Annotated in this window: 15 protein-coding genes; 10 read left to right on the top strand and 5 right to left on the bottom strand. The window is 68.9% G+C overall.

Features of this window, described 5'->3' with window-relative positions; all coding sequences use genetic code 11:
• The first annotated feature begins 1 nt into the window (after position 1).
• Genes BM133_RS01795 through BM133_RS01770 form a run of 6 tightly spaced genes read left to right on the top strand, consistent with a single transcriptional unit; the run spans position 2 to position 14676 of the window.
• Positions 2–3133, top strand: a complete 3132-nt coding sequence (locus BM133_RS01795; protein WP_093431228.1) for a baseplate J/gp47 family protein — start codon at positions 2–4, stop codon at positions 3131–3133.
• Positions 3133–5862: a hypothetical protein gene (locus BM133_RS01790; protein WP_093431226.1), complete on the top strand. Its 2730-nt coding sequence runs from the start codon at positions 3133–3135 to the stop codon at positions 5860–5862. Before BM133_RS01795 ends, BM133_RS01790 begins: the two co-directional genes overlap by 1 nt.
• Positions 5863–5883: 21 nt before the next feature.
• On the top strand, positions 5884–8619 hold the full coding sequence (locus tag BM133_RS01785; protein ID WP_093431225.1) for a hypothetical protein: 2736 nt from the start codon (positions 5884–5886) through the stop codon (positions 8617–8619).
• A gap of 2 nt (positions 8620–8621) precedes the next feature.
• The gene (locus BM133_RS01780; protein ID WP_093431223.1) at positions 8622–10124 is read left to right on the top strand and encodes a contractile injection system tape measure protein; all 1503 of its coding nucleotides are present in this window, start codon (positions 8622–8624) and stop codon (positions 10122–10124) included.
• Entirely contained in the window at positions 10121–11500 is a 1380-nt protein-coding gene (locus tag BM133_RS01775) for an ATP-binding protein (protein WP_218158340.1), read from the top strand. Before BM133_RS01780 ends, BM133_RS01775 begins: the two co-directional genes overlap by 4 nt.
• An 11-nt stretch (positions 11501–11511) precedes the next feature.
• On the top strand, positions 11512–14676 hold the full coding sequence (locus tag BM133_RS01770; protein ID WP_093431222.1) for an eCIS core domain-containing protein: 3165 nt from the start codon (positions 11512–11514) through the stop codon (positions 14674–14676).
• A 9-nt stretch (positions 14677–14685) separates the two neighbouring features.
• Here BM133_RS01770 and BM133_RS01765 read toward each other — a convergent pair whose 3' ends face one another.
• Genes BM133_RS01765 through BM133_RS01745 form a run of 5 tightly spaced genes read right to left on the bottom strand, consistent with a single transcriptional unit; the run spans position 14686 to position 19916 of the window.
• Complete coding sequence (locus tag BM133_RS01765) at positions 14686–15735, bottom strand: NAD(P)-dependent alcohol dehydrogenase (protein ID WP_093431220.1); 1050 nt, start codon at positions 15733–15735, stop codon at positions 14686–14688.
• Positions 15736–15767: 32 nt separating this feature from the next.
• The gene (locus tag BM133_RS01760; protein WP_093431219.1) at positions 15768–16871 is read right to left on the bottom strand and encodes an ABC transporter ATP-binding protein; all 1104 of its coding nucleotides are present in this window, start codon (positions 16869–16871) and stop codon (positions 15768–15770) included.
• 50 nt (positions 16872–16921) lie between these two features.
• Positions 16922–17776: a carbohydrate ABC transporter permease gene (locus BM133_RS01755; protein WP_256219033.1), complete on the bottom strand. Its 855-nt coding sequence runs from the start codon at positions 17774–17776 to the stop codon at positions 16922–16924.
• On the bottom strand, positions 17758–18639 hold the full coding sequence (locus BM133_RS01750; protein WP_093431217.1) for a carbohydrate ABC transporter permease: 882 nt from the start codon (positions 18637–18639) through the stop codon (positions 17758–17760). Before BM133_RS01750 ends, BM133_RS01755 begins: the two co-directional genes overlap by 19 nt.
• Positions 18636–19916, bottom strand: coding sequence for an ABC transporter substrate-binding protein (locus BM133_RS01745; protein WP_093431216.1), 1281 nt, complete (start codon positions 19914–19916; stop codon positions 18636–18638). The genes BM133_RS01750 and BM133_RS01745 overlap by 4 nt, the downstream gene beginning before the upstream one ends.
• 332 nt (positions 19917–20248) lie before the next feature.
• Between BM133_RS01745 and BM133_RS01740 the strand changes: the two genes are divergently transcribed.
• From BM133_RS01740 to BM133_RS01725, 4 genes are all read left to right on the top strand, one after another.
• Positions 20249–21988 (top strand): M4 family metallopeptidase, encoded by a 1740-nt coding sequence (locus tag BM133_RS01740; RefSeq protein ID WP_093431214.1) that lies wholly within the window; start codon positions 20249–20251, stop codon positions 21986–21988.
• Between the two features lie 139 nt (positions 21989–22127).
• On the top strand, positions 22128–22580 hold the full coding sequence (locus tag BM133_RS01735) for a DUF4124 domain-containing protein (protein WP_177224687.1): 453 nt from the start codon (positions 22128–22130) through the stop codon (positions 22578–22580).
• Between the two features lie 192 nt (positions 22581–22772).
• Positions 22773–23636, top strand: coding sequence for an alpha/beta fold hydrolase (locus BM133_RS01730; protein WP_093431211.1), 864 nt, complete (start codon positions 22773–22775; stop codon positions 23634–23636).
• 5 nt (positions 23637–23641) lie between these two features.
• Positions 23642–24877: an MFS transporter gene (locus BM133_RS01725; protein WP_093431210.1), complete on the top strand. Its 1236-nt coding sequence runs from the start codon at positions 23642–23644 to the stop codon at positions 24875–24877.

Genomic DNA, 24877 nt, shown 5'->3' with positions numbered 1-24877 from the left:
GATGGCCGCCCAAGACCTCCTGGCCGCTTTCGCCGCCGCGCCCGGCACGGCACAGGCCGAGCGCGACGATCCGCGTCTCGCGCCCGCGTCCACGCCGATCGACGACCGGAGCACGGCGCAGCTGCTGCAATCGCTGCATGCGCTGGCCGGGTTGATCCAGCACCACGAGCAGTGGCCGGTGTCGGCGACGCCCGGCAACTGGCAGCCCTACTTTCCATCCGGCGATATCGCCACGCTCCAAGCACTGGTGCAGGGCACCGACGGCAAGCTGCTGCCGCACCACGGCCTGCTGATCGCGTTCCTGCAGCTGCTGGCCCGGCCGCAGGCGCGGCTGAACGACTTCACCGCGCAGCACCTGAACTACCAGATGCAGCGCGTGCTGGGCTTTGCGCCCCGTGGGCCGCAGCCGGATCGCGCGCACCTGGTCTTCGAACTCAAGAAAGGCGCGGCACCGGTGGAGATCGCGGCACCGCAACTGTTCTCGGCCGGCAAGGATGCGACCAAGGTCGAGCAGCTGTTCGCACCGGCACACCCCACCGTGGTGGGCGGTGCGCGGGTGGCGCGGCTCGCGAGCATCGTGCGCGACGGGCAGCGGCTGCTGTTCGCGCCCGTGGCCAATTCGGCCGATGGACTGGGCACGCCGCTCTCGCCCACCGCACCGCACTGGCCGCCCTTCGGCCGCGCAGGACTGCCGGCCGCGCCCGTGGGCTTTGCCATCGCCTCGCCGCTGCTGCGGCTGGCCGAGGGTGCACGCACCGTGCGGCTGAAGCTGCGGCTCTCGGGCCTGCCTGCAGGCGTGAACGCAGCGACGCTCGCCGCCGCCTTCGATGCCCATCTCACAGGCCCGGCCGGCTGGATCGGCCCGCTGCCGACCAGCGGCACCCTCAGCGGCGACCTGCTCACGCTCGAAGTGGCCGTCGGCCCCGCGCAGCCTGCCGTGGTCGACCACAACCCTGCGATTCACCTGCACGCATTCCCCGCCGCGTTGCCCGTCATCCAGTGCCTGCTGAGGCCGGGCGCCGAACTCGCCTACGGCGCGCTGGACGACGCGACCGTGCGCAGCGCCAAGGTGACGGTGAACGTCCAGGACATGCGCGCCCTCACGCTGGAGAACGACGACGCGCCGCTGGACCCCAAGAAGGCTTTCCTGCCCTTCGGCGCGCAGCCCACGGTGGGTTCGCGCTTTCACGTCGGTTGCGCAGAGGCGCTGGCCAAGCCGGTCACCTCGCTGAAGATCCACCTCGCCTGGCAGGGTGCGCCGGCCGACCTGTACGACTGGTACGAAGGCTATGCGCGTCGCGGCACCATGAGCAATGGCGTGAGCGCCGCCACCAGCTGGCGCGATGCCTCGGGCACCGAGCACCAGGCCGCCAACGTGACGCTGATCGCGCGCGCGCCGGCACCCACCACGCTGGATGTGATCGCCGGTGCGGCGAGCGGCATCCAGGCCTATGCGCCGGCGATGCAGATGCAGTCGCTGCTCCAGGGCGGCAGCGCGATGGCGGCGCATGCCGCGGTGTCGATGCAGCTGGCGCAGCCGATTGCGCGATCGATGTCGCTCATGTCGAGCCCGATCGGCGGGTTCACCGGCATGAACGCGATCGCCAACATCACGGGCATCACCGCCATCACCGGCCTCCTCGGCAGAGGGCCCAGCTCGGCGCTGGCCGCGGCCACGCCCACCGCACCGCGCGCCGGCTTCGTCACCGTCTCGCTGATCGACGACCTGTTGCACCGCGACTTCATGCGCGACGCCACCGCCGCCGCGACCGCCGCTTCGCCCAAGGTGCTGAACCCGCCCTACACCCCGAAGGTGCAGGAGATCACGCTCGACTACACCGCCGAAAGCGACGAGAGCCGCCTGGCCGATCCGTCGCAGGCGGCCTTCACCGACACGGACGTGCAGTTCTTCCAGATCGATGCGCTGGGCCTTGCCCGCGAGCACGCCTGGCTCAACACGCGCCGGCCTTGGGCACCGCAGGGCGGCATCGGTCTGCTGCCGGCGCATGCGGCGTCGGCCGAGTTCCTGATCGCGCTCGATGGCGCGCAGGCCGGCGATTCGCAGAGCCTGCTGATCCAGCTCGCCGAGGGCACGGCCGACCCATTGGCCGAGGCGGCAGGCATTCAATGGTCGGTGCTCGCCGACAACGCCTGGCGCACGCTGGGCACCGGCGAACTGGTGCAGGACGACACGCGGGGCCTGCGCGCGAGCGGCCTGGTCGGACTGGTGCTGCCGCGAGAAACCACCACCGGCAACACCCGCCTTCCCGCCGGGCCCGTGTGGCTGCGCGCGACCACGGCGGGCGCGCCGCAAGCGGCCTGCGATGTCATCGGCGTTCATGCCAATGCGGTCGAGGTGGTGTTCGCGGACCAGGGCAACGACCCCGCGCGCCTCGCGCGTGCGCTCCCACCCGGCAGCATCGCGAAGGCACGCACGCCGCTGGCTGCGGTGAAATCCATCGCCCAGCCCTACGCCTCCTTCGGCGGTGCGCTGCGGGAAGACGATGCCTCGCTCTCGCGTCGCGCCGCCGAGCGGCTGCGCCACCGCAACCGCGCGGTGAACCGGTGGGACTGCGAGCGGCTGGTGCTGCAGGCCTTTCCCTCGGTGCACCGCGCCAAGTGCATCCCGCATGCGAGCGACAGCTCGTGGCTCGCGGCCGGGCACCTGACGATGGTGGTGGTGCCGGACCTGCGCAACCGGCAGACGGGCAACCCGCTGCAGCCGCGCGTCGACCTCGACACGCTCGCGCGCATCCACGACCACCTCGCCGCACGCTGCGGCTCGCAGACGCGGGTGCATGTGCGCAACCCCGGCTACCGGCCGGTGCAGCTGGACTTCAAGGTGCGGCTGCGGCCCGGCTTCGGCTTCAACTTCTACGGGCCGCAGATCGACAAGGCCCTCGTGCAGGCGCTCTCGCCCTGGGCCTTCGACAGTGCGACCGAGCTGGGCTTCGGCGGCCGCGTGGTGCGCTCGGAGCTGCTCGATTTCGTCGAGGCGCTGCCGTGGGTGGACTTCGTCACCGACTTCCGCCTGACGCTCGAAGGCGACACGCGCGATCGCGACGAGATCGTGCCGGACACGCCCGACGCGATCCTGGTCTCCGCCCCTTCCCACCGCATCGTGGAGCTTTGATGTTCGACACCACCGACGCCATCACCGCGCTGCCTCCAATCTCGACCGCGCCCGAGGCCGATGCGGCCTTCGATCCGCGCGCGCTGTTCGACGAGGGCCTGGCCACCGTGCGCCGCCTCTCGCGCGGCCTGTGGACCGACCACAACACGCACGACCCCGGCATCACCATGCTGGAGGTGGCCTGCTACGCGCTCACCGAGCTCTCGTACCGCCACTCGCTGCCCATCGAGGATTTGCTCGCCGCGCCGGGCGAAAGCAATGCGCAGACGATGGCGCGCCTGCACCAGCCGCGCACCGTGCTGCCCAACCGCGCGCTCACCGAGCTCGACTGGCGCAAGCTGCTCATCGACCTGCCCGATGTGAAGAACGCGTGGATCGAGCCGGTGGCAGATTCACTGCTCTACGCCGACCTGCGCCTTCGCGAACTGCGCACGACGCCGCCTGCGCACCCCGCGTTCGAGCCCGTGCCGCTGGCCGGCCTGTATCGCGTGCGTGTCGAGTTCATGGACTCGGTCAACACCCAAGTCGCGCGTGCCGCCGTGCTCGCCGCGGTGCGCAATACGCTGGAGACCTCGCGCAACCTCTGCGAAGACTTCATCGAAGTGCGCCCCGTGCGCGCCGAGTACTTCGCGCTGTGCGCCGAGATCGACCTCGAAGGCGATGCCGATCCCGTCGAGGCCGCCGCGCGCTTGCTGTTCGACATCGGCCAGGCCATCGCGCCACCGGTGCTCAACCACGACCTCGCCACGCTGCCAGCGCGCGGCCTCACGCTCCCCGAGATCCTCGACGGCCCGCTGCTCGAACACGGCTTCATCGACGACGACGAACTGCAGGCCACCGCCCTGCCCCCGGAGCTGCGCCTGTCGGACCTGATCGGCGTGGCAATGGACGTGCCCGGCATCCGTTCGATCCGCAACATGCTGCTGAACCCGCTCGTGCGCACGGACGAGAACGACGAGGACGCGCCCGACGCCGACCCCACCGACGTGCAGGGCGACCCGGCGCCGCTCGCCAATGCCTGGCGCATTCCGGTGCGCGCGGGCCGCCTGCCGCGCCTGTCGCTCAACCAGGGCCGGCTGGTCTTTGCCAAGCGCGGGCTGCCGGTGCAGGGCTGGAACATCGCCGACATGCCGGTGTCCGTGGCTGCGCGCATCGCCGAACTGCGCGAGGCGGCGCGCGTGCGCGTGGAGCAGCAGGCCGGCACCGACGTGCCGCTGCCCGCATCGGGCCGCGCCCGCGTGCTCGACGCGTGGACCTCCTTCCAGCAGGACTTTCCGGCCGTCTACGGCATCGGACCGCAGGGCCTGGGCCTGCGCGCCACTGCCGAGCGCCGCGTGCAGGCGCTGCAGCTGCAGGGCTGGCTGCTGTTCTTCGACCATGCGATGGCCGGGCAGTTGTCGATGCTCGCGAATGCGCGTCGCCAGCTCTCGGTGGCACCGGCCGATCTGCAGGCCGTGGCGCAGCGCTTCAGCGCCGCCGGCAACGACCGCCACACGCTCTCCGCGCAGGTCGTGACGAGCATCGCCGACAACCCACTGCTCTACCCCGCTGGCGCCACGCCGCGCATGCTGGCCGATGCGATCGAGACCGGCGCCGAGGCCGCGGCGCGCCAGCAGCGGCTGCTCGACCATCTGCTGTCTCGCGTGGCCGAAGACTTCGCCGACTACGCCGGCGCCATGGCCTCGGCCTTCGGCTACGACAGCGACCGGCTGATCGGCGACCGCTGCCGCTTCCTGCAGGAAGTGGCCGAGCTCTCGCGCGACCGCGCGGGCGCTTTCGAGCAACGCCCGGCAACGGTCGAGGAAGTGTGGAACACCCCGAACGTCTCGGGCCTGGAGCGCCGCGTGGCGCGCCTGCTCGGCATTGCCGACTTCACGCGCCGCAACCTGGGCCTTCAGAGCTACGACACCTACAACGAGATCGACGCGGTGCCCGACAGCATCAACGAGTTCCGCTTTCGCGTGCGGCATGCGGTGACGAACGCGATCCTGCTTTCGTCGAGCACGCGCTACCCGACGCCCGAGGCGGCGCGCGCGGCGATGATCCTGGCCATCGAGCGCGCCCAGCTGCCCGCGGGCTACCAGCGGCTGATGACCGCGGGCGCGGAGCCGAAGCCCTACTTCAACATCGTCGACGCGGCAGGCGAGGTGATCGCGCGCCGCATCCAGTACTTCGACAGCGCGACGGCAATGGAAACTGCCATCGCCGATCTCCTCACCTACCTCGCGGGCCACTACGGCGGCGAGGGCATGTATCTGGTCGAACACATCCTGCTGCGGCCGCGCGCCGCGACCGACCGGATGTTCGACATCTGCACCGATGCAGGCTGCGGCGACTGCAGCGAGCTCGATCCGTATTCGTACCGCGTGCACGTGCTGCTGCCGGCCTATGCCGGGCGCTTCCAGGACGAGGGCTTCCGCCGATTCGCCGAGGAAGTGATCCGCACCGAGATGCCCGCGCACGTCCTGCCGACGGTGTGCTGGGTGGGCAGCAACGACATGGCCGATTTCGAAGGCGCGTGGCGCAACTGGCTCATGGTGCATGCCGGCTTCGGCAGCACCACCGAGGCCACGCGCCAGGCACGGCTCGCTGCGCTCATCGACGTGCTGCAGCGCGCCAGGAACATCTACCCCAGCCGTGCGCTCTTCGACTGCACGAGCGACGAAACCAAGCCGCCCTTCATCCTGGGCCGCACCTCGCTCGGCACCCAGCCGTCGGGCGGCAACTGAACCGAACAAGGAGTCACCACCATGGCCGATCCACTGCAAGTGCTCAGCAGCCTCGAGACGCTGGCCGACCACTACACCGTCTTCGAGCCCGACCAGGTGCTCACGCACGGGCAGCTCAACAGCGTGTCCGACTTCTGGGGCGACCAGGTGCGGCTGTCGCGCGTGGCGCTCTCGGGCGTCGGGCTGGTGACGGGGCTGCATGTGTCGCGCGAAGGCGGCGGCGTGCGCGTGACGCGCGGCTTTGGCGTCAGCACCGACGGCGACCTGATGGCGCTCGCGGCCGACACGCTCTACGACCGCTTCCGCCCCTACGACACCACCGCGCCGGTGTACCGGCCGTTCTACCGCGGCACCGCGGCCGATGGCTCGCCCACCGACATGATCGCGCTGCAGGAGCTGGTGCCCGTGGGCGAGAGCGACGTGCTCGCGCAGCCGCTCTCGGCGCTCCCGGGCCCGCTCACCGACCGCGCGGTGCTGATGCTGATGGAGAGCGTGGTCAACGACCCCGACATGTGCAGCGGCACCGACTGCGACAACCTCGGGCGCGATGCGCTGCACCGCGTGCGCCTGCTGCTGATTCGCCGCAGCGACGCGCAGACGCTGCTCGATCGCCTGCCGCTTCGCCCCGCGAGCGAGGCCGCGCAGGCGCTGCCACCGGTCGCGATGCGCCGGCCGGTGCTCGGCAGCAACATCGTCAACACCGCGCTGCTGGCCACGCGCTACCGCGACAGCGCGCGCTCGTCGCTCGACGACCTGCAGCGCGCCCTGCCGTCGCTGAACGCCAACTGCCCCGAGGTGCTGGTCGACATGTTCGGCGCCGACCCGACGGCGCGCTGGCTCGGCGCGCTGGCATCGCTCTCCACGCAGTTCGCCAACGCGACCAGCGGGCTGCAGAACTGCTACGGCTTCGTCAAGGACCTCGTCGACCAGTGGAACGCGCTGCGCGAAGCGCTGCTCGCCGACGATGCGGTGGCTTTGCCCAACGTGGCGGCGTTTCCGAAGCACCTGCTGCTCGGCGCCACGGCTGCGCCCCGCGAGCAACGCACGGGGCTTTACCCGTCGCCGCTGGACGCCACGGCGCGCGAGCGCTCGGCGCGTGCGCGCTTTCATGCGTGGAAGCTCGATGCGTTGATCGCGAGCTTCCAGATGCCGACCGATACGACGGTGCGCATCACGCCCAGCCTGTCGGACGCGCACCCGCTCGAAGCGCGCGCCATCCCCTGGTACTACCGCGTGCTGGAGACGACGCCGATCCATGCCGCGTGGAACTTCCGTCTCTCCTCGCGCCATCACGAAGGCCAGAACCTGGGCTACCGCGCCGCGGCCTGGGCCAGCACGGCGCAGGCGCGCGACCCGCTCGCCTTCGCGATCGGCGGCAACGATTTCTTCCGCATCGAAGGCCACCTGGGCCGCGCGGCCGAGACGGTGACCGCCGAGCTGCGCCAGCAGGTCGCCGAGCGCAACCTGCCGTTCCAGGTGCAGGCGGTGCTGGTGCACACCAGCCGCGACCGCCTGCGCGTGCGCCCGCCATTCCGCTACACGCCGCTGCACAGCCTGCACTACCTGGTGCGGCAGGACGTGGCCTTCCGGCTCGACGAGAGCGAGCAGTTCGGCCAGCGCCACCTCGCCGACATGACCGAGGCGGTGAAAGCGCAGCTGATTCCCGCCACCACCAGCGGCGGCACCTCGGTGGTGGCCAACGCGCGGCTGGCCGGCGAAGCGGTCGGCAGCGCCAGCAAGGCCGCATTGCCCGTGCTGGCCAAGGCCAGCTACAGCGGCTACCGCGCCGCCGTGGCGAGCGACCAGGGGCCGGTCTTCAAGACGAGCTACACCGCCTCGCTGGTGTCGGTGCGGGAGGCGCGGGCGAACCTGGGCGACCTCTCGCGCGCGGATTTCGTCTCGCCCTTCGATGGCCTTCTCAACACCAACCAGCCGCACTGGATCGACTGGCTCGACGACCTGATCCTCGACCAGGGCAACAAGGCCGACGACAAGCTCCTGCTGTCGCGCTTCGTGCAGGACCACCCGGGCCTGGACCACCTGGGCGGCGTGTGGCGCGGCGGCACCTTCGTGCTGGTGTACGACGACCAGGGCCGCGTGGTGGGCGACTTCACCCTGCCCTACCCGGCCGCCGAGCCCGAGGCGCCCGAGACCGACGACCCGCCGCTCACGCGCCCGCCGTACCGGCCGCCGCTGGTGGCGGGCAACGGCATCCGCGCGGTGCGGCCGATCGACCTGGTGGTGAAGGACCGCTTCACCTTCGAGCGCGAAGGCTTCCAGAAAGACCTGGACCTGCAGCGCGCCGGCATCGAAGGGCTGGTGAAGGGCGCGTTCGTGCCGAGCAACGCGGTGGACCCGAAGACGCGCGGCGTGCTGGACCTCACCGGCGATTCGTACCTCGACCTGCAGTCCGCCGAGATGACGCACCAGCGCGAACGCGTGAAGGACCTGCAGGAAATGATGACCCAGCCCGGCCTGCCCAACGAGGTGCGCACGCAGGTCGCGCGCGACCTGGACCGCGCGCAGCTCGACCTGGCCGAGACGCTGGGCGGCGTGGCCGCGCAGATGGTGACGGCCGGTGTCGATGTCGGCAGCGCGGCCGGCAAGCAGCTGACGCAATCGATGACGAGCAGCATGGCGACGATCCAGAGCCCGGCCGCAAAGGCGCAGGCGGACACGCGGCTCGCCACCGCGCAGGGCCGCGCCGCGGGCAACCAGGCGGCGGTGATCGGCAACCTGCGCAACATCGGGCGCTGACCATGGACACCCACCGCGTGCGGCGCCTGCGCTGGCGGGCCTCGGCCTCCAGTCCGGCCGAGGCCTTTGCGCTGCGCACGTTGCTGCGCGAGCAGGGCGAGGTCTGCGAGGCGGCGCTGGACCGGGCGTTCGACAGGGCGGTGCCGCCCGATGAGGTGTGGCATCTGCCGAGGCTGGCGCTGGACGTCCGGCTGGCGGACCTTCGGGGGCTGTCGGCGGGTGAGTTGTCCGAGCGCATCGAGGCGGCGGTGCGCATGGCGCTGGCTGCGGCGGAGCGTCCGGTGAAGCGCGATGGGCGTGCGAACGACGCAGGACACGCAGGCCGGTCGGGCATGTCGCCTGCCGCATCGCCTTTTCCCGAAGCGGACATCGCTTCGTCGCAGCGCTCGACCGCCGTCGAGGCGCGCCAGGCCCTGAAGCACTACATGGCGAGTGGCCTGTTGCCCTGGACGCTTGCCGGTCTTGCGCCTGAAGAGGTGCAACGCGTGCTGGCCGACGCCGCGGTGCGGGCGGCGGATTCGGTGGTCACTGGCGCCGAGCCGCTGCGCTCGGTGCTGCCCGACGCGACCGACACGCGCGCGGCTTTCGGCGCGCTGCTGCGCTGGCTTCCCTTGCTGCCCGCCACCTTGCGCCGCCGCCTGCTCGCGGTGCATTGGCCGCCCCTGCCACTGAGTCCCGCGACGCTGGAGAGTTGGCGCGCATGGATCGATGACGACGCCATCGACCGCATCGAGTGGCAGGCCCTCTGGCTCGCCGCGCCGCTCGGCGCCGCGGCGCTTCGCGAACTCGTTGCGCAACAGCGCGCGATCGCCGGTGCACCGCCGTTTCTTGTGTCGCTGCAAGAAGCACTTGTCGAAAAGCCACACGCGCGGAAAACCGCTCACGCGCGCGCCAAGGCCGAGGGCGGAGAAACTTCCGCCGCGCCAACGACGGAACAGTTGCATCGCTCTGGGCAGACGCCTCTGTTGGAGAGCGGCACCGCGACAACCACCGAGCCCCTGCTGGTCCCCCTCGCCGGCCTCGCGCTGCTGCACCCCTGGCTGCCCCGCATGCTCGCCGGCTGCGGTGTGCTCGACGAGGGTGGCAAGCAGATCCTCCCCGCCGAACTGCCCCGCGCCTGCGCGCTGCTGCACGCCCTCGCCTGCGACGACGCGCCCATCGCCGAGCACCAGCTTCCCTTCATCAAGCTGCTGCTCGGCCGCCCGCCCGAAGAACCGCTGACCGCTGCGCTGCCCGCGCTCTCGCTGGCCGACTGCGAAGAGGTCGATGCGCTGCTCACCGCCGTGCGCGACCACTGGAGCGCGCTGCGCGGCACCGGCATCGAAGGCCTGCGCCTGAGCTTCCTGCAGCGCCGCGGCCTGCTTTCGCGGGGCGACGGCGCGTGGCACCTGCACCTGCAGTCCGAAGCCTTCGACATGCTGATGGCGATGCTGCCCTGGCGCATCGAGCAGGTGCGCCTGCCCTGGATGCCCAGGCTCCTCATCGTGGAGTGGCCCACGCCATGAAGCCGGCCGACATGCCGCCGGCCAACGCCCGCGTCGATGCGGACACGCTCGAAGCCGAGCTCGAATGGCTCGCGCACGTGATCGAGCTGCGCCTGCACCACTACTTCCACGACAAGACGCCGGGCTCGCCGCCGCTGCCCGACGCGCTCGCACCGCCGCCGTTGCTGCGCCCGAAGGCGGGGCCGTATGCGGCCGCGCTGCAGCGCCACGGCCTGGACGCTACCGAGCGGCTGTTGATGATCCTCGCGCTCGCGCCCCAGCTGCGCCCGCAACTGCTCGACGTGCTGGCCACGCAGAACGCCACCACGCAGCGCCCCTACACCGAGTTCGGCGCGCACGTGGGGCCGGGCGGCGCGATGCTGCCGACGGTCCAGACGGGCTGCTTCCTGCTCGCGGGCGACGACCTCGCGCGGCGCTTCGAGGCCTTGCAACGCCTGTCGCCGCAGCAGCGCCTCGCGCAGGGCGGCCTGTTGCACACCGAGACACCGGCGTCGCCCGAGGCCGGCGGCCTGCTGCAGTCGCTGCTCGTGCCCTCGGCCGGCTTCCTCGCCGAAGCCTTGCCCGGCCCCGCGCTGCCGGCGCCGCCCGATCGCACCGCGCTCGCCATCCGCGTGCAGACGGGCCTGCGCTGGGAAGACCTCGTGCTGCCCGCCGTCACGCTCGGGCAGCTCGAAGACATCCACCTCTGGCTCGCCCACGGCCAGCGCCTGCTGCACGACTGGGGCTTCGGTCGGCGCACGGGGCGCGGCCATGTGAGCCTGTTCCACGGCCCCTCGGGCACCGGCAAGACGCTGTCGGCCTGCCTGATCGGCGAGCGCTGCGGGCGCGAGGTGCACCGGGTCGACCTGTCGCTGGTGGTTTCCAAGTACATCGGCGAGACCGAGAAGAACCTCTCGCGCCTGTTCGACGCGGCCGAGCGCGACGGCTGGATTCTTTTCTTCGACGAGGCCGATGCGCTGTTCGGCAAGCGCACCAGCGTGAGCGATGCGCACGACCGCTATGCGAACCAGGAGGTGAGCTACCTGCTGCAGCGCATCGAGAGCTTCGACGGCGTGGTGATCCTTGCGAGCAACCTGCGCCACAACATCGACGACGCGTTCCTGCGCCGCTTCCAGTCGGTGGTGCAGTTCCCGCTGCCGCGCCCGCCCGAGCGGCTGCGGCTGTGGCGCGAAGGCATTCCCGACGCGGTTCGGGCCGACCCCGCGCTGGACCTCACGCGCCTCGCGCAGCAGCACGAGCTGTCGGGCGGCACCATCGTCAACGTGCTGCGTTATGCGTGCCTGCGCTCGCTGGCGCGCGGCGACGGCCTGCTGCGCGCCGAGGACGTGGACGAAGGCGTGCGGCGCGAGCTCCTGAAGGAGGGCCGCGCGCTGTAGCGGGGACGCCCATGGCCGACACCGCCACCCAGGCCTCCCCCACGCGCACCGCGTTGCGCGTGCCCGATACGCGCCGCCCGCCGCCCCGGCGCGTGCCGCCGGCCACCTCGAAGCCCGCGGCGTCCGTCGCGCCGGTGCGCGTGTCGCAGCCTTCGGACCCGGCCGAGCGCGAGGCGGTGCGCGTGTCGCAGCGTGTGCTCGCGATGGCGCCGGCCGCCGCGACGCCGCAGGCGCGGCGCTTTGCCAAGACCGTGCCCGCGCGCGGATCGGCCCGCAGCCTGCTGCCCTCCTCGCTCGGCGTGGGCGCGTCGGTGGGGCAGCCGCTGCCGCGCCATCTCAAGCACGACATGGAGCCGCGGTTCGGGGCCGACTTCTCGGCCGTGCGCGTGCACACCGGCGATGCGGCCGCGCGCGCGAGCCGGCGGCTCAACGCGGCCGCCTTCACGGTCGGGCACGAAGTGTTCTTCGGCCGCGATCGCTTTGCGCCGGGCAGCATCGAAGGCCGCGGCCTCATCGCGCACGAGCTGACGCACACCATCCAGCAGGGCGGCGCCGCGCAGCCCGGCACGGCACACCGCAGCGTGGACACCACCGTGCGCGTGCGCAGCGAACCGCAGGTGCAGCGCCTGGGCGTGCAGGACGCGCTCGACTACTTCGCCGGCAAGGCCGACAGCATTCCCGGCTTCAGCATGTTCGCGCTGGTGCTGGGCATGAACCCGATCAATGGCCGCGCGGTGGACCGCTCGCCGGCCAACGTGTTCCGCGCGCTCGTGCGCTTCGTGCCCGGCGGCGACCTGATCGTGAAGGCGCTGGACACCTACGGCGTGTTCGACAAGATCGCCAACTGGTTCTCGCAGCAGGTCGACAGCCTGGGCATGGTGGGCGCCAGCTTCAAGCAGGCGGTGTACGACTACGCGGATTCGCTAGGCCCGGGCGCGCTGCTCGACCTGGGCGGTGCGTGGGACCGCGCGGTGCGCATCTTCACGACGCCCTGGAACCAGGTCAAGACCTTCGTCGGAGGGCTGGCGGGAGACATCCTCACGCTCATCAAGGACGCGGTTCTGAAGCCCCTGGCCGCGCTGGCCGCGACCACGCCGGCCTATCCGCTGCTCAAGGCAGTGCTCGGCAGGGACCCCGTGACCGGCGACGAATCGCCCGGCGATGCCCAGGCCATCCTCGGCGGCATCATGACGCTGGCCGGCCAGGGCGAGGTGTGGGGCCGCGTGCAGTCGACCGGCGCCATCGGTCGCGTGGTGGCCTGGTTCAACGATGCGAAGAAGGCGCTGGTGGGCTTCGTCAAGCAGGTGCCGGCACTGGCGATGGCGGCCTTCACCTCGCTGGAGCTGATGGACATCGTGGTGCTCCCGCGGGGCCTGGCGAAAGTCGCGGCCGTGTTCGGCAACTTCGTCGCGAGCTTCATCGGCTGGGGCGTGGACTCGGCGATGAAGCTCGCGGAAATCGTCTTCGAGGTGGTGAGCCCCGGTGCCTGGGGCACGATCCAGAAGACGGGCAGCGCGCTCAAGAACATCATCAAGGACCCGCTGCCCTTCGTGAGCAACCTGGGCAAGGCGGCCAAGCTGGGCTTCCAGAACTTCGCGGGCAACTTCCTCACGCACCTGCAGAACGGGCTGATCAAGTGGCTGACCGGCTCGCTCTCGGGCGTCTACATCCCCACGGCGCTCTCGCTGCCCGAGATCGTGAAGTTCGCGTTCTCGGTGCTGGGCCTGAGCTGGGGGAACCTGCGCGGCAAGCTGGTCAAGGGCATCGGGGAGACCGCGGTGGTGGCGCTGGAGAAAGGCTTCGGCATCGTCATGACGCTCAAGGACAAGGGCCCTGCCGCCGCGTGGGAGCAGGTGAAGGCCGAGCTCGCCGCGCTGAAGGACCAGGTGATCGAAGGCATCAAGGGGATGATCATCGAGGCGGTGGTGACCAAGGCGATCCCCAAGCTGGTGGCGATGTTCATCCCGGGCGCGGGCTTCATCTCGGCCATCGTGTCGATCTACGACATGGTGATGGTCTTCATCAACAAGATCTCCGAGATCGCCGCGGTAGTGAGTGCCTTCGTGGGCTCCATCTCGGCGATTGCGGGCGGCAACATCGGCGCGGCGGCGGGCAAGGTGGAGTCGGTGCTCGCGGGCGGGCTGTCGCTCGCGATCAACTTCCTCGCGGGCTTCGCGGGGCTGGGCAAGATCGCGGCCAAGATCAACGGCATCCTGCAGAAGATCCGCGCACCGGTGGACAAGGCGCTGGATTCGATGGTGGCGTGGGTGCGCAAGATGGCCAAGAAATTCCTGGATGCGCTGCTGGGGAAGAACAAGAAGGGCAAGGACGGCAAGCCCGATGCGCGCACCGACGACCAGAAGAAGCGCGACGTGAAGGCCGCGGTGATCGAGGGCACCGCGATCGCCAAGGCCCATGGCGACGATCTGACCGCCATTCGCTCGAAGCTGGGCGCCATCAAGAACAAGTACAAGCTGGTGAAGCTGGACGTTGCCGACGACAGCGGGCCCAAGCACCACCTGGTCGGCGAGATCAACCCGATCTACACCGGCGACATCTTCACCGCGGCGAACCTCGAAGAGCTGCTCGCCAAGATACCGGCGGGCGCGAAATCCGACGTGCGCGCTGCGGTCAAGGCGGCCGCCGACAAGCAGAAGGCGGTGCAGCAGATCTACGACACGGCCACCGCGGGCGGCATCGTCAAGCCCACCAAGACGCTCGCGCTGGTCGACGAGATCACGATCAGCGGCTGGGGCGGGCTCGACGGCACGCTCGCGGCGCTGGCACAGGGCAAGGGCCTGAGCGTGACCCAGCAGACCGCCGAGGTGCACAGCTACGTGGTGAAGTACGGCGCGGGTCTGGCGAAGTTCGGCTACTCGACCAAATCGTTCATCTTCGACCCCAAGTACGCGCAGGGCGCCTACTTCAAGTCGCATGCGGAGAAGCAGGCATTCATTGCAGCGCTGGCGCGGCTCGAAAAGGAGATCGACGGCGCCACCAAGAAGGCGGTGGCCACCGTCGGCGTCACGCGCCCGATGTGCCCGGACGACTGCTTCCCCTTCTTCAAGGCCGTCTCCAGCCTGAGCGGACGCACCATCGCGTTGGCCGATCCGAGCTTCGTGTGGGTCTTCACCGGCGGACAGGTCATCCGCAAGGCGATGCCCGCGAAGAAGTGAAGCCCCGCGTCAGGCCGACGACGCTTCGGGAAACGCGATCTGTATCTTCACATCGCTCGCCCGCCCCGCCGCCGCTTCCTCGAAGGCCCGGATGCCATCCTCGAACGCGAAGGTGCGCGAGATGAACGGCTTCACGTTCACCTGCCCCGAGGCGATCAGCGCGAGCGCGCGCGGAAAGATGTTGGCGTAGCGGAACACCGACTCGATGCGCACTTCCTTCGCCTGGATCGCGACGATGTCGAACGCGACCTTGGCGGGCGGAATGCCCACCAGCACGAGGCAGCCGCCGGGGCACAGCAGGTCGAAGATGCCCTCGAAGGCGCGCGTGCTGCCGCTGGCTTCGAAGACCACGTTGGCGCCCCAGCCGTCGGTGAGCGTCTTCACGGTTTCGGCGAGGTTCGCGTCGCGCACATTCACCGTCGTCACTGCCGGGTTGTCGGCGAAGAGGGCCAGCTTCTCGGGCACCAGGTCCGCCAGGATCACGCGCGCCGCGCCGCCGGCCAGCGCCGCCAGCGCGGTCATCGCGCCGATGGTGCCGGCACCGACGACGACCGCCACATCGCCCGGCTTCAGCGCCGCCTTCTTCGCGGCCTGCAGGCCGATGGCCAGCGGCTCGACGATGGCACCCTCGCCGAAGCTCACGTTGTCGGGCATGCGGAAGGTGAAGGCGGCCGGGTGCACCACGAAGGGCGTGAGGCAGCCGTGGATCGGCGGCGTGGCCCAGAAGCGCACGGCGGGGTCCAGGTTGTAGATGCCTTCGCGGGTGGCGCGCGAATCCAGCTCGGGAATGCCGGGCTCCATGCAGACGCGGTCGCCGGGCTTCAGGTGCGTGACTTCGGCGCCCACCTCGGCGACCACGCCGGAGGCTTCGTGGCCGAGGATCATCGGCTCGTTGACCACGAAGGGGCCGATGCCGCCGTGCTGGTAGTAGTGGACGTCGCTGCCGCAGACGCCCACGGTGTGCATGCGGATCTTCACGTCGCGCGGCCCCACGTGCAGGGGGACGTCGACGTCGCGCAGCGTGAGTTCGTGCGCCTTTTCCAGGACCAGTGCTTTCATTTCCATCTTTCGCTCGGGATGAGTTTCGGTTTTCAGTGCAGGGGAACGTCGATGCGCAACAGCGACGCACCGGTGTCGATATCGAAGAGATGCACCTGCTGCGGGTCGGCGACGAAGCTCACCCGCTCGCGCAGCTGCGGGCCTTGCGCCGACGGCATCAGCGCGGAGATTTCGCTGCCGTCCTGGCCGAAGTTCACCAGCACTTCGTTGCCGAGGTATTCGATGAGTTGCACCTCGCCGGAGAAGCCGCCGTGGCGCCCGCCGTTCGTGTCCACCCGCAGATGCGCCGGGCGGATGCCCAGGGTCACGCGCTCGCGCCCCTGGAGCGAGAACCTGTGCGGCTCCACATGCACCACGCCGTCGGGGCCGCTCAGCTCGAAGTGGCCGCCTTGGTCCTTCACCGACATCTCCACCAGGTTCATCGGTGGCGTTCCGATGAAGCCGGCGACGAAGGCCGAGCACGGGCGCTCGAAGATTTCCCTGGGCGTGCCGACCTGCTCGATGCGCCCGTCGCGCAGCAACACGATGCGGTCGGCCAGCGTCATCGCCTCGTGCTGGTCGTGCGTGACGTACACGGTGGTGGTCTTGAGCGCCTGGTGCAGCTTGGCGATCTCGATGCGCATGTGGTTGCGCAGCTTGGCGTCCAGGTTCGACAACGGCTCGTCGAAAAGGAACACCTTGGGCGTCTTGATCATCGCGCGCGCAATCGCCACGCGCTGCTGCTGGCCGCCCGAGAGCTCGGCGGGCTTGCGCTGGAGGTAACGCGCGAGGCCCAGCGTGTCCGACACCTCCTTGATGCGGCTGTCGATCTCAGCCTTGGGCACCTTCAGGCGCTTCAGGCCGAAGGCGATGTTGTCGCGCACGGTCATGTGCGGATAGAGCGCGTAGTTCTGGAACACCATGGCGATGCCGCGCTCCTGCGGCGGCAGGTCGTTGACGCGCCGGCCGGCGATGTGCAGGTCGCCTCCGCTGATGTCTTCCAGGCCCGCGAGCATGCGCAGGATGGTCGACTTGCCGCAGCCCGAGGGGCCGAGGAACACGACGAACTCGTTGTCGGCCACTTCGAGGTCGAACTCGTGGACGACCTGCGTTTCCCCGTAGCGCTTGATGATGTGGTGACAGCTGATCGCAGACATTTTTTGTTTGGAAAAAGAGGAGTCAGAGGAGCCAGAGGGGTCGGCACGGCTCATGCAGCCTCCCGTTTGCGCTTGAACGCGGCATTGAGAAAGCCGCTGAGCACGCCGACCATCAGCAGCGGCGGCACCGACAGCAGGATGACCGAGGCATTCAGGATGCCCCAGGGCACGTCGCGCCCCAACTGGCTGAGTTCGGAGGCGACGATGGGCAGCGTCTTCGCATCCGAGGTGGTGAGCATCAGCGCGATGAGGAACTCGTTCCACACCAGCACGAAGCCGAAGGCGATGGCGCCGATGAGCGAGCGCGCGGCAATCGGCAGCGACACGCGAAAGAAGATCGCGTAGGGCCCGTAGCCGTCGACCCTGCCCGCCTCCTCCACCTCCTTGGGCACCGCCTTGAAAGCCGGAATGGCGAGCCAGATCACGGTGGAAAGCGTGAGCAGCGTGTACGTCACGATGAGCGCGAAGCGCGTGTCGTACAGCTCCAGCTGCAGCCAGATGACCATGAGCGGAATGGCCACGGCCACCGGCGGCAGGAAGCGCATCGACAGCACGAAGAACTGGATGTCGTCGGCCCAGCGCAGCGGATAGCGCGCGAGCGCATAGGCGGCCGGCAAACCGAGCACCGCGCCGATGACCACGGCCGCGCCGACCACGAGGATCGAGTTGACCAGCCCCTGCGCCACCGCTTCGCGCCCGAGCACGTAGGCGTAGTTCTCCAGCGTGGGCGTGAAGATGAACTTGGGCACGGCCGAGACGATGTCCACCCGGTTCTTGAACGAGTTGATGAAGGTCCAGAGCACGGGCACCAGGGCCGACAGGCCCGCGACGATGAGCACCAGCCGCGCGAGCAGCGTGCCGGCGGAGAAAGACGATGTCTTCTTCATCACGAGGGCCTCGTCCATTTCCAGATGTAGGTGAAGGCCACGGTCGATGCGACCATCATCAGCACCGCCATGCTGGACGCATACGAGATGCGCCCCGATTCGATGAAGCCCTGCGAGAAGGCGTACATGTCCAGCGTCTCGGTGGAAATGCCCGGCCCGCCGCGCGTCATCACGTAGATGAGGTCGAAGGCCCGCAGCGACTCGACCATCTTCACGAAGGCCAGGCTGATGAGCGGTGCCTTGAGCATCGGCAATGCGACGTAGGTGTAGACCTCCCAGGTCTTCGCGTGGTCCATGCGTGCCGCCTCGAAGGGCTGGGGCGGCAGGGTTTCGAGCAGCTTGAGCACGATGACCGCGAAGAAAAGCCCCCACTGCCACACGTCCACGAAAGCCACGGTGAGCAGCGCCGTGAGCGGATTGGCCAGCAGGTCCAATGGCTCGCCGGTGATCGCCTTGTACGGGTAGGTCAGCAAGCCGAACAACGGATGGAACGCGAACTTCCAGACGAAGGCGGCCGACACGCGCGGCAGCAGCACCGGCACGATGAACAGCATCGACAGCACGTTGCGCCAGCGCGGGGAGGTGTTCTGGAACAGCAGCACGCCCAGCAGCACCGCGACGGCCATCGTCGAGGTGACCGTCAGCACCTCCCAGACGAGCGAGACGCGCACCGAGTTCAGGAAGCGCCGGTCGGAGAACAGCTGCACGTAGTTCGAGAACCAGACCCAGCCGGCATCGGCCTGGCCGAGCTCGCGGTCCTGCAGCGAGATGCCGATCGCGAACAGCGTCGGCACCAGCGCGAGGACCGCCAGCACCAGGAGGCCCGGCCCGATGAAGACGACCGGCAGCCGGGTCTTGTGGTTGCTTCGCGTCTTGTTCACTTCTTGCGCCGTGCGATCAGCTGCCTGGCGTAGGCGTCGAGTTCGTCGAGCCCGCCCTGGATGTCGGTGCGCGAGCCGGTGATCAGCTCTTCGAGAATGATCCCCCAGCGATCGCCCAGGTCGGGCCAGGCCGGGTCCTGCCAGAAGTTCACCGCGGTCACCTTGCCGGTGTCGGCCAGGGCCTTGCCGAGATCGGCGCCGTAGCGCTTGGCGAACTCGGGGCTGCCCAGCACGCTGGTGCGGTTGAGTTCGCTGAACTGGCCTTCGGCCAGACGGCGCTGCTCCTGCTTCTTCGAGGTGGCCCAGGCGACGAAGAGGCCCGCGCACTTCCTGGCCTCCTCGGTCTTGTTGGCCTTGGCACCGATCGCGAGGCCGTGGCCGTAGCCGCCGCCGGTCAGCGGCGCGGGCGGCGGCAGGTAGGCCACCTTGCCGATCACGGTCGAGGTCTTGGGATCGAGCGCGTTGCCGGCGAGCGGCGTCGACTCGACCAGCATCGCGACCTTGCCCGCGAGGAAGGCACCGGTGGATTCGTCCCAGCTGCCGGTCTTGGTGCCGGGTGCCGAGTACTTGAAGAGATCCAGGTAGGTCTGCGTGGCCTTCAGCGCGGCGGGCGAATTGAAGACCGGCTTGTCGCCGTCGAACCACTGGCCGCCGTTGCCGCGGAAGAACGGCATCCAGCGCCACACGTTGGCGCCCGAGCCGCGCTGGCCGCGCAGGGCCACGCCGTAGATGCCGTTGGCCGGGTCGTTGAGCTTCTTCGCGGCAGCGACGAACTCGTCCAGCGTGGTGGGCGGCTTGACGCCGGCCTTCTCCAGCAGGTCCTTGCGGTAGACCAGCAGGTCGCCGCCGCCGGTGAGCGGCGCGAACCACGCCTCGCCCGCGAAGGTCGCGACCTTCTGGCGGCCGGGGTCGAAGTCGGCGTAGTCGTAGTCGGCCGGGTAGTACTTTGCGAGGGGCACGATCCACTTGGACTGCGCGAACAAGGGCACGTTGGCCTCGTCCACGTAGTACACGTTGTACTTGCCGACGGTGGAGGCATCGGCGCGCGTCTTGGTGCGGCGGTCGTTCTCGTTGAGGTTGTCGATGGTGAACGAGGCACCGCTCAGGGCCTTGAACTCGTCCTTGTACTTTTCGAGCAGGGTGAGGCCGTCGCGCGGTTGCGAGAGCACACGCACATCGTCCTTGCAGGCCTGCTGGGCTTGGGCATGTCCCGCGGCGGCCAGAGCCGCCAGCAACAGCGCGCCGGCCGTGGCGCGGCGAGTGAATCGGTTCGTCATCGTTCGTCTCCTTGTGCTTGTGTGTGAGAGGAACGAAGCGTATGCAGGCCCGGCCTCGCGCTGCGTACACGCGCGCTGACGGACTGGTATTTCGATGACCAGCCGCCTTGGGGTTTAGCCGGGGGTGCGCGAGATAGTCGCTTTTATTTCATTGCAGCGCCTAGGTTTGCAGGCAAAAAACGCGCATCAAGAAATAGCTCGAAATCGACTACTTCCCCTGTATCGACGCTGCATGCGTTCCCCGATGTAATCCACGCGGCCCGACGCCGAGGTCACAAGTTTCGGCCGGCCGGTATGTGTTTATCCCTTACATCACCTTTTGTGGAATGCCTATGAAAACCAGACTCAAAGTTGTCGTTGCCGCAGTGTTGGCGTTGGCGGGGCATGGCGCCTTCGCCGCGGATGCGGAGACGGAAAAGAAGGCGGCGGTCGAACGCGCACTGGCGCTGATCCAGAGCAATCCGGCGAGCTTCAGCGTGGCGACGCCTGCATCCTCCCGAGTGCGCCGGTCGACGGACTCGCAGGGCTTGGCAAGCAGCAGCACGGCGCCACCCACGCAGGGCGACGAATTCAAACCGCGCGATGTGATCCTGGACAAGGACGGGACCGAGCATGTGCGCTTCGATCGCTTTCACCAGGGGCTGCATGTGATCGGCGGCGACATCGTGGTGCATTCGAAAGAGGGCCAGTCGGTGACGTCCAGCCTGACGATGCGCAACGCCATCCAGTTGCCCGCAACGCTGGCCAAGGTCGATGGGCGCACGGTCATCCAGAACGCGCCGGACATCGGTGCCGATCGCGCGAAGGGCATTGCGGCGGAACGGTTCGGCAATGGCGTGGAACGCTCCGATGCCCCTCAACTCGTCGTCTTCGCACGCGACAAGACACCAGTGCTCGCCTACGAAGTTCGTGTGTTCGGGGCACCCAACGAGAGGCATGCGGACTCCGTTGTCTACTACGTGGGCGCAGGGGATGGCGCGATCCTGGACTCGCAAGACCTGGCAAAAAGGGTTCAGGCAACGGGTGCCGGAAGATCGCTTTACTACGGTGATCTGCAGTTCACCACCGACAAGTTCGGCGCCAACAGCTATCGGATGGTCGATCCCAGCCGCGGCGACGGCGAGGTGCTCGACGGCCGCGACCTTGAGGCCGGCTGGCTGGCGTTTTCTCCGGACCTGGTGCCATTCACGAGCCCCGACAACAAATGGGGCAATGGCGCGACGAACGATCGAAAGACAGTGGCCGTCGACATCAGCTATGGACTCGCGAAGACTTGGGACTACTTCAAGCAGATTCACGGACGCAACGGTATCTTCGACGACGGCCGAGGTGTGAAGAGCTACGCGCACGTGGTCTTCCGGACCGATCGTGGAGGTATGACGGGTGCGAATGCCCAATGGCGTGACGGAGGGGTAATGGCTTATGGCGATGGCGCGCCAGGCACTCTCTTGCCGGGACCGGTAGTGTCCATCGACGTCGCCGGACACGAGATGAGCCACGGCGTGACGGAGGCCACCTCGAAGCTCGCCTACTCCCGCGACGCTGGGGGTTTGAACGAAGCGACCTCCGACATCTTCGGCACGCTCGTCAAGTACTACGCGAACAACGCGAACGATCCGGGAAACTATGTCATCGGCGCCCGAATCCAGCCCAACGGCCTGCGCAAGATGTACAAGCAGGACATCGACGGGCAATCCTTCGTCTGCTACCCGCGCGATGGGTTCAGGAATACGTCGGCTGAGGAAGTGGACGCGCACAACCCACACGTCACGTCCGGCGTAGGCAACCGCTTCTTCTACCTTCTGGCCGAAGGCGCCGTGGTGCCATCAACCGATCGCACCCTGAATAAGAGCGACTTGGTGTGCCCCGGTCAGAGCACGAATCTCGCAGGCATCGGGCGCGAGAAGGCCGGGAAGATCTGGTACCGGATGCTGACGGTGTATCTGAACGCCAACTCGACCTACCCCGACGCCCGTGCCGGATCGATCCAAGCGGCCTCGGACCTGTACGGCGCCAACTCGGTCGCGGCGACGGCCGTCGCCCGCGCCTGGAGCGCGGTTCTGGTGAATTGACCGGCCTTCGCTGAAGAGCCCCGACTGGCTGGCGACAACCGCCGCCAGTCGGGCATCATCCGGGCCAGAATCGGTGCCACCGATTCATCCATCCGCATTCGCACGCTGCAACGCAGGTGCCATGCACACGGCCCTGACGATGCAACGCTCGACTCCTCGCTGGTACGTGCCCTGCGCTCTTCTCGCGGCGCTGCTTCTTCCGTCCGCGGGTCATGCGGAAATCTACAAATGGGTCGACGCCAAGGGCCAGACGCATTACTCCGAGCGCAAGGCCGACGCGGGCAACGCCAGGACCTTGGAAGTCAAGCCTGCCGCCGCACCGCCCCCGCAAGCCACCGCGCCGCAGGAAGACTGGCGCGCGTGGAGCAGGGCCGCACCGCCATCGCGGACAGCGACGGGCGGATCGCCCTACGGGCCGCCCGCGGAAAGGCCCAGGTCGCTCTCGGGCGGAAGGGAGGATGGCACCGACGCATCGCGGTGCACCCTCGCCAGGGATGTGCTCAACGGCGTCCTGCGACACGGCAACGGCAAGCCCATCGATCAATACGACCGCGACGTGGCCCAGAACGACATCAAGTCTTTCTGCAAGTGATCTCGCCGGCGCCGCGACGCTGGCGCAGGAACAAGTAACCCATTTCACCTGAGGCCGCATGCCGGCGAGCGCATCGCCTTTGCCTCGGCGCGCCTTCATTGGTTGCAATATAAAACCAGATGGATAGAATTTATCTGGTCTTCTTTTGAAACCAGAGTCCGCCAACCCCCTCAACCTCTTCCCGGATCCGCCATGACCCACTACCGCACCGCCACCGTCGACGGCCTGAAGATCTTCTATCGCGAGGCGGGCGATCCCGCGCTGCCGGTGCTGCTCCTGCTGCACGGCTTTCCGGCTTCCTCCTTCATGTACCGCGGGCTGATCGAGCGGCTGGCGCATCGCTTCCACGTCATCGCGCCGGACTACCCCGGCTTCGGGCACAGCGATGCGCCTTCGGTGGTCGAGTTCGCCTACACCTTCGACAGCCTCGCCGACATCGTCCAGAAGTTCACCGGGCAGCTCGGCCTCGCGCGCTACGGCCTCTACATGCAGGACTTCGGCGGCCCGGTGGGATTGCGCCTCGCCACCCGCCATCCGGACAAGGTGAGCTTTCTGGTCGTGCAGAACGCCAACGCCTACGAAGAAGGATTGCCCGACGATTTCTGGGGCCTCGCGCGCGCACTGTGGAAAGACCCGTCGCCCGCCAACTACGCGAAGATCCGCGAGGCCGCCATGTCGGACGCGGCCCTCGAATGGAACTACACCCATGGCGTGAAGGACCCGTCGCGCATCGATCCGGACAACTGGCTGCTGCAGCGCGCCCTGCTTGCCCGCCCCGGCAACAAGGATGCGATGGCGGCGCTGCTGCACGACTACGGCAGCAACCTCTCGCACTACCCCGCCTGGCAGGCGTACTTTCGCAAGCACCAGCCGCCGGCGCTGGTCGTCTGGGGCGCCAACGACGTGATCTTTCCGCCGTCGGGCGCGTATCCCTACCAGCGCGATCTCCGGCAGGTCGACTTCAAGCTCCTGGACACCGGCCATTTCGCGCTCGAAGAAATGGGAGACGTGATCGCCGCGCACATCGAGCGCTTCCACGACGCCCTGGAAGCTTGAGCCCCATGGAGTTGAACGTCGATCCAGCCGTGGCCCGGCACGCGCAGGCACGACCCGCCGCGCCCTCCATTTCCGCCGCGATGGCGCTGCTGTTCGCCGTCGCCTGCGGGCTCGCAGTGGCCAACGTCTACTACGCCCAGCCGCTGCTCGATACGCTCGCGGCCACCTTCGGCATCCGCCCCGCCACGGTCGGCATCGTCATCACGATCACCCAGGTCGGCTACGGCCTCGGGCTCCTGATGGTGGTTCCGCTGGGCGACCTGGTCGACCGGCGGCGGTTGATCGTGGGGCAGTCGCTGCTGTCGGTGATCGCCCTGCTCTGCGTGGCGCTGGCGCCCAGCGCTGCGATCCTGTTGCCGGCAATGGCGGCCGTCGGCATGCTGGCCGTCGTGACGCAGGTGCTGGTCGCCTATGCCGCGCTCATGGCGCCGCCGGGGGAGCGCGGGCGGGTGGTCGGCATCGTGACGACCGGCATCATCGTGGGCATCCTGCTGGCGCGCGCGGTGTCGGGCACGCTGTCGGATCTCTTCGGCTGGCGCTCGGTGTACCTGGTGTCGGCCGCGGCCACGCTGGCCGTCGCCGGCCTGTTGTGGAAGGCGCTTCCCCGACAGGCAAGGCCTTCGGTGCGCATCCCCTACGTGCAGCTGATCCGCTCGGTGTTCACGCTCTTCGCCGAGGAGCCGGTGCTGCGCATCCGCGCGGTGCTCGCCATGCTGATCTTCATGGCCATCACGATGCTGCTGACGCCGATGGTGTTGCCGCTCGCGGCACCGCCTTTCTCGCTCTCGCACACGCAGGTGGGGCTGTTCGGCCTGGCGGGCGCGGCGGGTGCGCTGGGTGCTGCGCGCGCGGGCCGCCAGGCGGACCGCGGCCGCGCGCAACGCACCACCGGCATCGGCCTGGTGGTCATGCTGCTGTCGTGGGGGCTCATCGCGCTGCTGCCATGGTCCCTCTGGGCGATGGCGGTCGGCGTGGTCACGATCGACTTCGGCCTGCAGTCGGTGCACGTCGCCAACCAGAGCCTGATCTACCGCGTGCGCCCCGAAGCGCAGAGCCGGCTGACCGCCGGCTACATGATCTTCTATTCGATCGGCTCCGCGACGGGATCGATCGCCTCGACGATGCTGTACGCGCACGGCGGCTGGAACGGCGTCTGCCTCGCAGGGGCCGTGACCAGCGGCGTCGCGCTGGCGTTCTGGGCCGCGACCCGGCACCTGACACCGCGGGATTCAGTCTCCTGA

This window comes from Variovorax sp. 770b2, from assembly GCF_900115685.1.
Lineage (GTDB): Bacteria > Pseudomonadota > Gammaproteobacteria > Burkholderiales > Burkholderiaceae_C > Variovorax.
This window is presented reverse-complemented; position numbering and strand designations above follow the sequence as displayed.

Bases quoted from the DNA above. Each gene is read 5' to 3' on its own strand.
- BM133_RS01790 (WP_093431226.1), top strand. From the start codon at position 3,133: ATGTTCGACACCACCGACGCCATCACCGCGCTGCCTCCAATCTCGACC.
- BM133_RS01740 (WP_093431214.1), top strand. From the start codon at position 20,249: ATGAAAACCAGACTCAAAGTTGTCGTTGCCGCAGTGTTGGCGTTGGCG.
- BM133_RS01770 (WP_093431222.1), top strand. From the start codon at position 11,512: ATGGCCGACACCGCCACCCAGGCCTCCCCCACGCGCACCGCGTTGCGC.
- BM133_RS01755 (WP_256219033.1), bottom strand. From the start codon at position 17,776: ATGGACGAGGCCCTCGTGATGAAGAAGACATCGTCTTTCTCCGCCGGC.
- BM133_RS01785 (WP_093431225.1), top strand. From the start codon at position 5,884: ATGGCCGATCCACTGCAAGTGCTCAGCAGCCTCGAGACGCTGGCCGAC.
- BM133_RS01745 (WP_093431216.1), bottom strand. From the start codon at position 19,916: ATGACGAACCGATTCACTCGCCGCGCCACGGCCGGCGCGCTGTTGCTG.
- BM133_RS01730 (WP_093431211.1), top strand. From the start codon at position 22,773: ATGACCCACTACCGCACCGCCACCGTCGACGGCCTGAAGATCTTCTAT.
- BM133_RS01735 (WP_177224687.1), top strand. From the start codon at position 22,128: ATGCAACGCTCGACTCCTCGCTGGTACGTGCCCTGCGCTCTTCTCGCG.
- BM133_RS01765 (WP_093431220.1), bottom strand. From the start codon at position 15,735: ATGAAAGCACTGGTCCTGGAAAAGGCGCACGAACTCACGCTGCGCGAC.
- BM133_RS01725 (WP_093431210.1), top strand. From the start codon at position 23,642: ATGGAGTTGAACGTCGATCCAGCCGTGGCCCGGCACGCGCAGGCACGA.
- BM133_RS01795 (WP_093431228.1), top strand. From the start codon at position 2: ATGGCCGCCCAAGACCTCCTGGCCGCTTTCGCCGCCGCGCCCGGCACG.
- BM133_RS01775 (WP_218158340.1), top strand. From the start codon at position 10,121: ATGAAGCCGGCCGACATGCCGCCGGCCAACGCCCGCGTCGATGCGGAC.
- BM133_RS01760 (WP_093431219.1), bottom strand. From the start codon at position 16,871: ATGTCTGCGATCAGCTGTCACCACATCATCAAGCGCTACGGGGAAACG.
- BM133_RS01780 (WP_093431223.1), top strand. From the start codon at position 8,622: ATGGACACCCACCGCGTGCGGCGCCTGCGCTGGCGGGCCTCGGCCTCC.